This window comes from Micromonospora sp. NPDC023966, from assembly GCF_040639095.1.
GTDB lineage: Bacteria > Actinomycetota > Actinomycetes > Mycobacteriales > Micromonosporaceae > Micromonospora.
The window spans coordinates 1-10,405 of record NZ_JBEZZJ010000062.1 but is presented as its reverse complement, the minus strand read 5'-3'; the positions used below and the strand labels follow the sequence as shown (position 1 = coordinate 10,405).

General features: G+C 69.3%; 15 protein-coding genes and 1 pseudogene. 4 read left to right on the top strand and 12 right to left on the bottom strand.

Going from position 1 to position 10,405, the window contains the following annotated elements; translation table 11 throughout:
• The coding region (locus AB0F68_RS34500; RefSeq protein ID WP_357345961.1) for an IclR family transcriptional regulator C-terminal domain-containing protein at positions 1-444 on the top strand (444 nt) is incomplete at its 5' end.
• Positions 445-449: 5 nt separating this feature from the next.
• On the opposite strand, the gene AB0F68_RS34495 is transcribed toward AB0F68_RS34500, so the two are convergent.
• Complete coding sequence (locus AB0F68_RS34495; RefSeq protein ID WP_357345959.1) at positions 450-878, bottom strand: SRPBCC domain-containing protein; 429 nt, start codon at positions 876-878, stop codon at positions 450-452.
• A gap of 27 nt (positions 879-905) precedes the next feature.
• Here AB0F68_RS34495 and AB0F68_RS34490 point away from each other — a divergent pair, with 27 nt between their 5' ends.
• Together AB0F68_RS34490 and AB0F68_RS34485 are read left to right on the top strand one after the other, a co-directional pair.
• Positions 906-1,091 carry a hypothetical protein gene (locus AB0F68_RS34490; protein WP_357345956.1) on the top strand — a complete coding sequence of 62 codons (186 nt, stop codon included), beginning with the start codon at positions 906-908 and terminating at the stop codon, positions 1,089-1,091.
• A 79-nt stretch (positions 1,092-1,170) separates the two neighbouring features.
• The gene (locus AB0F68_RS34485) at positions 1,171-1,656 is read left to right on the top strand and encodes a VOC family protein (RefSeq protein ID WP_357345954.1); all 486 of its coding nucleotides are present in this window, start codon (positions 1,171-1,173) and stop codon (positions 1,654-1,656) included.
• 164 nt (positions 1,657-1,820) lie between these two features.
• On the opposite strand, the gene AB0F68_RS34480 is transcribed toward AB0F68_RS34485, so the two are convergent.
• The 10 genes and pseudogenes from AB0F68_RS34480 to AB0F68_RS34435 form a co-directional block, all read right to left on the bottom strand.
• Positions 1,821-2,813 (bottom strand): AMP-binding protein, encoded by a 993-nt coding sequence (locus AB0F68_RS34480; RefSeq protein ID WP_357345967.1) that lies wholly within the window; start codon positions 2,811-2,813, stop codon positions 1,821-1,823.
• Positions 2,810-2,956 carry a hypothetical protein gene (locus AB0F68_RS34475; protein ID WP_357345952.1) on the bottom strand — a complete coding sequence of 49 codons (147 nt, stop codon included), beginning with the start codon at positions 2,954-2,956 and terminating at the stop codon, positions 2,810-2,812. The genes AB0F68_RS34480 and AB0F68_RS34475 overlap by 4 nt, the downstream gene beginning before the upstream one ends.
• Before the next feature lie 173 nt (positions 2,957-3,129).
• Positions 3,130-3,348 (bottom strand): DUF397 domain-containing protein, encoded by a 219-nt coding sequence (locus AB0F68_RS34470; protein ID WP_357345965.1) that lies wholly within the window; start codon positions 3,346-3,348, stop codon positions 3,130-3,132.
• A gap of 57 nt (positions 3,349-3,405) precedes the next feature.
• Positions 3,406-3,705 (bottom strand): zinc ribbon domain-containing protein, encoded by a 300-nt coding sequence (locus tag AB0F68_RS34465; RefSeq protein ID WP_357345950.1) that lies wholly within the window; start codon positions 3,703-3,705, stop codon positions 3,406-3,408.
• Positions 3,706-3,778: 73 nt separating this feature from the next.
• Positions 3,779-3,985 carry a hypothetical protein gene (locus AB0F68_RS34460; protein ID WP_357345948.1) on the bottom strand — a complete coding sequence of 69 codons (207 nt, stop codon included), beginning with the start codon at positions 3,983-3,985 and terminating at the stop codon, positions 3,779-3,781.
• Complete coding sequence (locus AB0F68_RS34455) at positions 3,982-4,239, bottom strand: hypothetical protein (RefSeq protein ID WP_357345947.1); 258 nt, start codon at positions 4,237-4,239, stop codon at positions 3,982-3,984. The genes AB0F68_RS34460 and AB0F68_RS34455 overlap by 4 nt, the downstream gene beginning before the upstream one ends.
• Positions 4,240-4,464: 225 nt before the next feature.
• Positions 4,465-5,313, bottom strand: a complete 849-nt coding sequence (locus AB0F68_RS34450) for a helix-turn-helix transcriptional regulator (RefSeq protein ID WP_357345945.1) — start codon at positions 5,311-5,313, stop codon at positions 4,465-4,467.
• Positions 5,310-5,474: a DUF6879 family protein gene (locus AB0F68_RS34445; protein WP_357345963.1), complete on the bottom strand. Its 165-nt coding sequence runs from the start codon at positions 5,472-5,474 to the stop codon at positions 5,310-5,312. Before AB0F68_RS34445 ends, AB0F68_RS34450 begins: the two co-directional genes overlap by 4 nt.
• 24 nt (positions 5,475-5,498) lie before the next feature.
• Positions 5,499-6,490, bottom strand: a pseudogene (locus tag AB0F68_RS34440) (IS481 family transposase); the annotation flags it as partial.
• Positions 6,491-6,812: 322 nt separating this feature from the next.
• Positions 6,813-7,547, bottom strand: a complete 735-nt coding sequence (locus tag AB0F68_RS34435) for an alpha/beta hydrolase (RefSeq protein WP_357345943.1) — start codon at positions 7,545-7,547, stop codon at positions 6,813-6,815.
• A gap of 629 nt (positions 7,548-8,176) precedes the next feature.
• Between AB0F68_RS34435 and AB0F68_RS34430 the strand changes: the two genes are divergently transcribed.
• Positions 8,177-8,710: a DUF4240 domain-containing protein gene (locus tag AB0F68_RS34430; protein WP_357345941.1), complete on the top strand. Its 534-nt coding sequence runs from the start codon at positions 8,177-8,179 to the stop codon at positions 8,708-8,710.
• Positions 8,711-8,842: 132 nt separating this feature from the next.
• Here AB0F68_RS34430 and AB0F68_RS34425 read toward each other — a convergent pair whose 3' ends face one another.
• On the bottom strand, positions 8,843-9,820 hold the full coding sequence (locus tag AB0F68_RS34425) for a hypothetical protein (protein WP_357345939.1): 978 nt from the start codon (positions 9,818-9,820) through the stop codon (positions 8,843-8,845).
• Between the last annotated feature and the right edge of the window lie 585 nt (positions 9,821-10,405).

Genomic DNA, 10,405 nt, shown 5'->3' with positions numbered 1-10,405 from the left:
GAGGTGGTGTACGTGGCCCGCGTGCCCACCAAGCGGATCATGACGGTGGGGATCAGCGTCGGCACCCGGTTCCCGGCCTACGCCACCTCGATGGGGCGCGTGCTGCTCGCCGGGCAACCCGCCGCCTGGCTCGACGACTACCTCGCCAAGGCCGAACTCAAGCCCCTGACCCGCCGCACCATCACCGACCCCGCGAAGTTGCGTGGGGTGTTGGCGAAGATCGCCACCCAGGGGTACGCCATCGTCGACCAGGAGCTGGAGGAGGGGCTGCGCTCCCTGTCCGCGCCGATCCACGGCGAGAACGGCCAGGTCATCGCCGCGGTGAACGTCTCCGCGCACGCCAGCCGCGGCTCGTCCGAGGTGATCCGCAGGGAACTGCTGCCCCCGCTGCTGGAGACCGCCGAGCGCATCGAAGAGGACCTGCGCGGCGGTGTGAACCGGTAGGGTCCTCAGCGCTCGGCGAGCTGCCGGACGCTTTCCACCACCCGTGCCCAGTTGGCCGCGGAGTGCTCCCGCTCCTCCTCGCTGCCCGCGTTCGTCTGATGGATGCTGAGCTCGGTACCGCCGTCGCGCGGGTGCAGCTCGAAGGTGACGGTGTGGTAGTTCTCCGGCACGTCCGGCTGGCCGCTGAGCGGACTGTAGTGGGTGAAGCCCAAAGTCCGGTCCGGCTCCGCCGTGACGATCTCACCCTTGTCCTGAAAGGACTTCCCGTCCCAATCACCGGTGAACGTGATCGGGCTGCCGACCCGCCAGTCCGTCTCGACCTTCGCGCCGAAGAACGCCTGGCTCAGCAACTCAGGATCGGTGAGCACCCGCCAGACTGCGGCCGGCTCCGCGTCAATGCTCCCGGTCGCTGTCGCCGTCAATTTCTGCGCCATGTCTCTCTCCTTCCTCTCCCACACCTGGTGCCCAGCGCTCACCTGTTCAACCCGAAGAGCCCGCCCGAGGGCACGCGCCGCCCCCTGGCCACGCTGGGCATCCTGGTGGTGCGGTTCGCCCATCGTCGGCTGGTGTGCGAGACGGACGAGGTACGCCGGGAGATCCTGGCGTTCCTCGCCAGCCACCGACAACGGTCACCGACCCACCGATGAGTTTTCCGGCGCCGCGGCGTTCTACAGGTGAAGCATCGGTTGCGGGAGCCCGATCCCCGCCGTACGAGAGGACACCGCCATGCAGCAGAAGATCATTCCGAACCTGCGGTTCGACACCCAGGCCGAGGAGGCCGCCAACTTCTACATCTCCGTCTTCGGCAACTCGCGCAGCGTGAACGTCACCCGCTACAACGAGGCCGGGCCGGGACCGGCCGGCACGGTGATGACGGTGGAGTTCGAGTTGGACGGGCAGCGGTTCGTCGGCATCAACGGCGGCCCGCAGTTCACGTTCAGCGAGGCCGTCTCCCTCCAGATCAACTGCGCCGACCAGGACGAGGTCGACTACTACTGGGAGCGGCTGTCCGAGGGCGGTCAGGAAGGGCCGTGTGGCTGGCTCAAGGACCGGTACGGCCTGTCCTGGCAGGTCGCGCCGACCGGGATGGAGGAGATGCTGAACGACCCGGACCCGGAGCGGGCCCAGCGGGCGATGAAGGCGATGCTCGGGATGAGCAAGCTCGACATCGCGGCGCTGCGCAGCGCGGCCGACGGCGTCCCGGCGACCTGACGGGCCGGCGGCGCCACGTCGCTCCACTCCTGCCCGAAGGCCCTCACCGCGACCCGGCCGCGAGGGCGCCGCAGTGGGCGCTACGGCCAGGACCGGTAGGCCTGCCGACGACGCACGGGCCGGCACGCCGCGCTCGAGCGCGCCGCATACCGGCCGTGCGGCGGTCAGCTCTCAGCGGGCGGCGGCACCACGATGGAGCGCTTGAGGATCTTCCCGGTCGGCCCCTTCGGCAGGGCCGGGACGATCCACACCTGGCGCGGGTACTTGTACGCCGCGATCTGCCTCTTGACGTGGTCGCGCAGTTCCTCCGGCGTGGCCGAGGTGCCCGGCCGCAGCGCGACCACGGCCACCACCTCCTCGCCGAGCGTCGGGTGCGGGGTGCCGAGCACCGCCGCCTCGGCCACGGCCGGGTGCTCGTAGAGGATCTCCTCGACCTCCCGCGGGTAGACGTTGAAGCCGCCCCGGATCACCAGGTCCTTCGTCCGGTCCACGATGCGGTAGTAACCCTCCTCGTCCTGGGTGCCGAGGTCGCCGGTACGGAACCAGCCGTCGAGGATCGCCTCGGCCGTGGCGTCGGGCCGGCGCCAGTACCCCTTCATGACGTTGTGCCCGCGGATGACGATCTCGCCGACCTCGCCGGTCGGGGCCGGCTTGCCCTCCACCGTCCAGACGTCCATCTCGACGCCCTCGATGGGCGTGCCGATGGTGCCCGCCTTGCGCGGCCGGTCCGGGTGGTTGAACGAGGCCACCTGCGAGGTCTCGGAGAGGCCGTAACCCTCCAGGATGATGCAGCCGAGCTTCTCCTCGAACCGGCGCAGCAGCTCGACCGGGAGCGCGGCCCCACCGGAGACGCAGGTCCGCAGGGCCGACAGGTCCGGCTCGTCCGACCCGGCGGCCTGGAGCAGCGCGGCGTACATCGTCGGTACGCCGGCGAACACGGTGACCCGGTGGCGGACCAGGATCTCCAGCGCCTGGGCGGCGTCGAAGCGGGGGAGCAGGGTCAGGCAGGCACCCGACGCCACGGCGCAGTTCAGCGCGATGGTCTGGCCGAAGGAGTGGAACAGCGGCAGCGCGCCGAACACCACGTCCTCCGGCGCGAGGCGCAGCAGGGTGGAGATGCTGACCTCGACGTTGCGCCGAAGGTTGTCGTGGGTCAGCTCGGCACCCTTGGGCTGGCCGGTGGTGCCGAGGTGTAGAGGATGACGGCGTTGTCGTCGCCGTGGCGGTCCACGATCTCCCGCAGCGGCTCGTACGCCGCGAGGGCCTGGTCGAACCGGCCCGGCTCCACCACCATGCTCACGTCGTCGCGCCGGTCGACCGCAGCCTGCTCGGTGGTGTGCCAGGCTCTACGGTAGCGGCCCGGGGCGACGGGCGCGGGCCGGCAATGAGGCCCGCCGGCCGCCGCTGCGCGGACAGCGGCGACCGGCGGGGGTCGTGCGGGGGCCGGCCACGACGCTGGGGCCGGCCCCCGGGTCAGCGGGCGTGCGCGGGCAGGTCGAACTCGCCCGCCTTCGCGCCGACGATGAAGGCGTCCCACTCGCCCGCGTCGAAGACCCGGGTCGGGCCCTGCGGGTCGCGGCTGTTGCGCAGCTCGACGTTGCCGCCGCCGAGGAACTGGACCTCGACGCAGTTGTCGCAGTTGGGGCCGGACTTGCTGGACTTGAACCACTGGCCGATCGGCCGCTGCTGCATGTTCACGGTGGTGCTCCTTCGGTTGCTAGCCGGCCGCTCCCGTCGCGGCGGGCGGGTTTACGTGCGCCAGATGTAGCGCAGGTCGTCGGGAGCGTTGGCGCGGAGGATCACCTTGACCAGCAGCTGCTCCAGCACCGACTTGCGGAACGGCGGGGCGATGCCGGAGCAAGTGGCCCGGCGCTCGGCGGCGGTCCAGGTGACTGCCTCGATGGCCTCTGCGGAGAGCGGGACCTTCCGGCAGCCGAGCGGGCATTTGTAGGTGCGCTCGCCGCAGTGCGGGTGCGGGTGCATGGGTACGTCGCACCGGCCGCACCACAGCAGGGTGCGCAGCAGGTACGGGTCGGTGCTGGCGGCCATGTTTCCCCGGCTCCAGGCGGCGGCCCGGCCGCACAGGGAGCCGCCGGAGATCAGGCTGGGGCGGGGGGGGCGTTCACGGCCGCCCCCCGTTGCCGCGCCACCGCTGCACGGGCGTGGTCAGCACCGCGGTGGAGAGGATGACGGTCGGCCCGTTCCAGGAGGGCGGGGCGGCCGGGGTGGTGGGCCGGGCGTCGGCTTCGGGTACCGACGCCCGGCGGTCCGGGGTGGAGCGGCGGTGCAGCCAGCGGGACCAGCGGCGGTGCCTCGCGGGGGCGGTCACAGCGCCCAGCCGTAGGCGTCGACCTGGACCTGCTCCGCCCAGCTAGCGGCGCTGCACGGCCAGGCGTTACGGCACCAGGTGCAGCGGCGGTCGTTGACGGCGATGAACGGCCAGGCGAAGCCGACGCGGACGACAGGGCCGTCGGGCTGGTGCGTGGCGAGCATGTGCCCGGCAAGGGTCAGCCTCTCGGCGGGGCTGAGGACGAGGTAGCCGTAGCTGGGGACGACCTCGCCGGGCGGCGGGGGCGGGACCACGAGCTGCTCCCGAATTGGAGGGGAGCCCGAGCGGCCTGCGGAGGCGGCGCCGGGCCTGCCGCTGTGTGATTGGTCCCGACCGGTAGATAGAACGACCACGAGTAGCCCCCAGCCTTCTCCGAACCCGGGCACTGATCAGTGATCGAGCGGTCACTGTGCATCACGCCCACCAGTGACCGTATGGGCGGTCGCCGATGGCGTGCGAGGATGTTGCACGATGTTGCATCAACTCGTGTCGTCGTCCAGATCCCGGAGCGCCCCCGTGATGAGGGCACGCGCCTCCCGGCCGTAGGCGGCTGACCCGGCGAGCCGTTCGAAGGCCCGACTGTAGACGGCGATGTCCCGGGGCTGGGTCAGCTTGAGTTCTGCGGAGATGGTTTCGACGAGGACGGTTTTCGCGTCGAGGATCCAGAACCCGTGCATGGGGAGAAAACCGTGTGCTGCCCGGGTGGGAATGACACCCAGGTGAACGCGGGGGAGGGTCGAAAGGGCGAGCAGCCGGTCCAGCTGACCGGCGAGCACGTCGGGAGGTGCGACGCCCAGAGTCAAAGCGGCCTGGCAGAACACCATGTGGAACCTGTGGTCGCCCCGGTAGAGGATGCTCTGACGCTCCATCCGCGCGGCGACGCCTTCCTCCACGTCGTCCGGCAGATTGTGAAAGTCGATGAACGCGCTGAGGATGGCGGCGGCGTACTCGGCTGTTTGCAGGAGTCCCGGGATGAACTGCGGCTCGAATGCGCGAAACAGCTTGGTGTCAGCCTCGAAGCGGACGCTGTCCCGTTGCCGTGCCCGCGTGCCGGACCTGAGCAGCCGCCGCCACTCGACGAACATGGTGTCGATGGAGCGCACGACCGCGACGAGGTCCGCCGCCTGGTCGTCGGCCCCGCAAAGCCGGCACCACGTGCGTACGTCCTCCTCGGAGGCGTTGATGACGCCGTGCTCCAGCTTGGAGACCTTCGTGTAGTGCCAACCGGCGCCTGCGGCAAGCGCTCTGCCCGTCAGGCCGGCGTCCTGCCGGATGTCCCTGAGCCTGACCCCCAGCGCTTCCCGGGCCTGACGGGCAGGTGTGCTCACGTCGTTGCAGGTCGGTACTCGGCGTACGGAAGCGCACGCGGCCACAGGTCGTCACGGGTTGCCCGGTACAGGTTCAGCTGCTCTGGATCGTCCTCTACGGCGTAGCCGGCACCACGCCCATCCGGCTTGAACAGGCTGAGGACGAGCAGGTGGTCGCTCAACGATGTGTCGACCTCGACGGCGGTTGGCTTCCTGGGGGCCGGTGGTGGGCTGGGCAGCAGCCCGGACGGCAGGCGCAGCGGCAGAGCCTCTGCCGGGGACCGGTCGCGCCCGGGGGTGGGTCGGTGGAAGCGGTCGGCGGGGAAGGCGTCGTCGATGCCTGGTGCGGCCGGTCGTAGTTGTATTCGGCGACGAACACGTCCACCACGGCCTGGGCCTGCTCGATCGTGGCGAACACCCGCCCGTCCAAGCACTCACCCTGCAGGCTCTGGTGGAACCGCTCGACCTTCCCAGTGGTCGTCGGGGTGCGGGGTTTGGTGTTGCGGGCCACGATGCCGTTCTCCCGGCAGATCCGCTCGAACAAGACCTCACCCGGGCGCGGCTTGGTGAACCGGCCCGTGAACTGCTTGCCATTGTCCGTCAGCACCTCACCAGGCGTCCCGAACCGGGTCAGGGCGGCGGCGATCGCGGAGCAGACCGCCCCGCCGGTGGCCCGACGCACCACGATGGCGATCACGCAGTACCGGGAATGGTCATCCAAGCCGGTGACGACCTTCGCCTCCGTGCCATCAGCGAGGAGGACACCGCCGACGATGTCCATCTGCCACAACTCCATCGGCTCCGGGCGTTCCCACCGCCGATAGTCCTCCCGCCGGCGCTTCCGAGGCACCGCCGGGACGAGATTGTTCCGCCGCAGGATCCGATACACCGTCGCCCGAGCCGGCGCAGGAGTCACAGCACGCCGGTCGGCCTCGAACCGCAGCCGACGCGGACCCCACCGCGGGTGATCCCGACGCAGCTCACACACCAGCGCCTCCGTCGAGGCGTCGACCCGGTGCGGGCAGACATGCGGACGATGCGACCGGTCCTCCAGGCCCTTGACACCCTCGGCGGCATACCGGGCCAACCAGTTGTGAATTGTCTGCCGCGACACCCCATACCGGGCGGCGACCTCCGTCTTCGGAGTGCCACCCAGGCACTCCATGACGGCGTGAAACCGCTGCTCCATGACGCTCAACTCCGCAGGTCCCACCCGGTGCTCCTCCCGCCTGAGTTACAGGCGCAACGAGCACCAGGCCGACCAGGTGTCGGGGTACTCCTTGGAGTACAGAAGTAGGTACAGCTGATCTTGCAGAGGTCAAGCCGGTCGCCAAGAGCAGAGCCCCGCCCCGACCGGCCGGTACCGCCGACGGCTGGTACCGCCGCGGTCGGGGCGGTTGTGCATCTGCTGGCCACCACTCTTGAGGAGGGCTGGGGGCCTGCCCTCCTCGATGAGCGGCGTGCCGGCCGGCGCCGCCTACCGCCTGCTGCTGCCTTGGCGGCGGGGCCCCGGCCCGCGGCTAGCGCAGATGCCGGGCGAAGAATCCGGCCGCGTCCTCCCCTGCGAACTGCGGGACACCGGTGTGTCCGCCCATGTTGGCGTGCAGCGTTTTCTCCTTGGAGCCGAAGGCGTCGAACAGGTCCAGGGACGCCTGCCGGTCGTTCCCTTCGTCATCCCACTGCAGCAGGACATGCAGCGGAATGGTGACCTGTCGGGCCTCCTCGAACATGGTGCGAGGTACGAAACTCCCGGCGAAGAAGCCGGCGGCCACGATGCGCGGCTCGACCACCGCCAGCCGGATGCCGACGGAGATCACTCCCCCCGAGTACCCGACCGGGCCGCCGATCTCGGGCAGCGACAGGAGGGCGTCCAGGGCGGCCTGCGATTCCGGGACCGCCTTGTCGACGAGCGGGAGGATGAGGGCGTCGATGAGCTCGGCGCTGACCGGCTCGCCGGCCTCCAGCGCCCGGCGCAGGTCGGTGCGGGCCTGCTCGGCGGCGGCCCAACGGGGCCGGTCACCGCTGCCGGGGAGCTCGATGGTGGCCGCGGCGAAGCCATCGGCCGCGGCGTGCCGGGCCCGAGCCACCAGACGGGGGTACATCTTGCGCAGTCCGAGCGGGGGGTGGCCGAGCAGGATCAGCGGGACCGGTGCGGATGCGGATGCGGGCGTCCACAGGATGCCGGGGATCTCGCCGAGGATGAATTCGCGTTCGAGGACGCCGTCATCGAGGCGCTGTTTAGTAGTGAATCGCATGGTCGTGCCTTTCGGGAGTGCTCGTGAACGGCGCTCCCGGACGACCTACCGCCCGACCGTGACCCCAGAGGGGAGCACCCATGTCGAAACGTTCACGGGTACCACCTCCTCGGTCTCTCGCACGGCCTCCAGGAAACTAGCAGCGACCGCCGTGATCCGCCAAACATGTTTCTGCGCAGGCTCGGTGGCCGGGCGCCACGGACAGGCCGCATGCGGTTAGGTGCGATGTGAGCTCAACGATCACGTTCAACGACGTGGCCCTGGTGTTCCCTTCCTGAGTCCCGCCCTGCCCCGACCGGTGGAGGCGGAACCTCAGTGGTTCGGCCAGTGCTTGCTCGCTCTGCAAGATCAGTCGTACGCGGCTCTGCACAACAACCAGTACGCCGACACCAGGTGTCAAACATCAACCGAGGCCGCCGTGTCAACCATCAACCGGCGCAGGACACAGTTCTCCAGATGGTCGGGAACGGCGGACTCTCATGACGGCCTCAGGGCTGCCGGGACGGTGCGCGGATCTGCCGCGATCAGCTCATCTTTCAGGGCTCCGTGCGCTAGACGGGCGGTCAGGCATGGGCACGACGGCGAATGGTGGGCGGCGAAGTCGGAGACCGCTGCCATACTCCCGCGTCATGAGTGTTGCCGAGTTCTGGAATGTAGTGGCGAAGGCACGGGAGTCTGCGGCCGACCCCTCGGACGCCGAGGACGTCGCCGAGCAGACACTGCGGCTGCTGGCTGCCCTGCCGGCCGACAGGATCGCGGAACTGGCGCAGCCGCTGTGGGATCTGCGTGCGCAGTCGTACGGGTGGGACCTGTGGCAGGCGGCCTATCTAATCAACGGCGGTTGCTCCGACGACGGCTTCGAGTACTTCCGCGGCTGGCTGCTCACACAGGGGCGTGAGACGTTCGAGCGCGCAGTGGCAGACCCGGATACGCTCGCCGACCTGCCGGTGGTCCAACGCGTTGCGGTCGACGGCGGGTTCGATCTTGAATGCGAATCCATGTATGGCGTCGTATGGGACGCATACGCGGTCGTATCAGGGAGCATGGAGCTGCCAAGTGCGGTCATCGGCAGATACCCGGAGCTCGGCCAGGGCTGGGACTTCGAGGACGACGGCGAGGTCCGTCGGCGTCTGCCGAGGCTCGCCGCGCTCTTCATGGATTAGTCGCGTCAAGCGGATCTGCCACTGAGCGCCGTCATGCCGAGGAGCGGATGGGGCAAGTTCAGTCCCCGCTTCCAGGGTGAACCTATTCGGGCGGCCAGGAGCCCGTGACGTAACTGAGTGTTCGGGAACCCGTCACGGCGCAAACGGGTCCCAGTGGGTGGCATAGCGGAGGAGGGACAGCGCCAGGTCGGGGTGCGTGGCCGCCCATTGCGTGTCGAAGAGGAACAGTTGCTCGTGGCCGAAGAAGTCGTCGATGTAGCGGGCGGCCTGGGCGAGGTGCTCATCCACCGCGACGCGGGCCTCCGGTGGTGGCTGCGGCAGCTTCCATTGCAGGATCTGCTCGTGGCTGGGTGCAGTCCACTTTCCGAAAATCGACAAGTCGTATGGCTCGAGGCAGACGTAACGGTCCAAGGCGGGGCCGATGCCATCGTCGCCGGGTCCGACGAGGGAGCGCAGCAAATCGGCGTCGAAGCGTTCCCGGGACACGGGATCGGCGATACTGCGTAGGTGGTCGGCAAGTCCGGGCAGGTTGACGCCCGGGAAGACGGTCGCTTCCCGCTGGTCCAGGTTCGTGCCGTTGTGGTCGGTGTGCTGCCAGGTGATGCGGACCGCGTAGACGGAATCCGGAACGGGCCCAGGTGGGCCGACGACGCGGAGCGCCACGTCAGGGGTGAAGGTCGCGCCGGGCGCGGCGGCCCCGGACGGCAGCGGCCAAGTGTCGTTTACGAGGTACGCGAGCCGGTCGGGGTGGGCGACGATCGCCTCGTCCTCGAGGAAGTAGTAGGCCAGGTCCACCTCGTCGTCGTTGGTACGCACCCGCAGCCCCCGTTCGTCGAGGCGTATCGGGTCGTCAGATTCAACCCAGAGGTGCTCGTCCAACAGTTCGCGCAGCTCGTCGAGGGTCTGTGGGCAGGGGAGGCGGTGCTCCTCGATCGCCTCGAAGATCGAGTCGAAACCGTAGGCGCCGCCGCCGATCTCGGCGCCGAGAAGCGCTTCCGGGTCCTCGTGGTGCCAGGCACGCTGGAACCAGCCGAGCACCGTCGTTTCCGGCACATGGAAGACCAACTTGCTGAACGGAGAATCCACGCGCGACCGCTCCACGAAATACACGTAAGGAGCTTAGGTGTGCGAGTGGAGATCGCATACGCCCTGATGCACAGCCCGTTGGAGGGAAACGGGCAAGCTCGGCGGACGCCACTCGGCCGACCGCAGCCCATGGTGTGCAGGGCCCATGAAGCCGGAATCACGCGGGCGGCCTTCGATCGGATGTCCGGATCTGCCGCGGGCCGCGCGCCCGGTGAGCGTCCGCTCATGCCGATGGCGGGGAAGTGGCAGCCCTGCCGTCCCTAGCCGGTTCAGCGCCAATGGACGCCTCGTTCGGCCTTCGGATGCAGGAGTCGCCCAACATGTTGTGAGAGTGGTTGCCAACCACCTTGGTGATGATCTTAGGTTTCATCGTGGTGATGGTGGCGGGTAACAGTTGGCGCTGGTGGTTGACTGCGGGCGGCGCTGCGCTTGCGTTACTGCCGCTCGGGCAGAGTGAACCGCCCCGGGTTTGGTAGCGGCCCGACCTCTTGTGGAGGATCGAGCCATGTCACGTCCTTCCCCTTATCCCCGTGAGTTGCGTGAGCGAGCGGTGCGGATGGTCGCCGAGGTGCGGCCGAACTACGAGTCCGAGTACGCGGCGATCGGTGC

Coding starts and splice junctions, on each gene's coding strand:
- AB0F68_RS34465 (WP_357345950.1), bottom strand. CDS start 3,705: ATGGCCGCCAGCACCGACCCGTACCTGCTGCGCACCCTGCTGTGGTGC.
- AB0F68_RS34430 (WP_357345941.1), top strand. CDS start 8,177: ATGAGTGTTGCCGAGTTCTGGAATGTAGTGGCGAAGGCACGGGAGTCT.
- AB0F68_RS34495 (WP_357345959.1), bottom strand. CDS start 878: ATGGCGCAGAAATTGACGGCGACAGCGACCGGGAGCATTGACGCGGAG.
- AB0F68_RS34470 (WP_357345965.1), bottom strand. CDS start 3,348: ATGCAGCAGCGGCCGATCGGCCAGTGGTTCAAGTCCAGCAAGTCCGGC.
- AB0F68_RS34485 (WP_357345954.1), top strand. CDS start 1,171: ATGCAGCAGAAGATCATTCCGAACCTGCGGTTCGACACCCAGGCCGAG.
- AB0F68_RS34435 (WP_357345943.1), bottom strand. CDS start 7,547: ATGCGATTCACTACTAAACAGCGCCTCGATGACGGCGTCCTCGAACGC.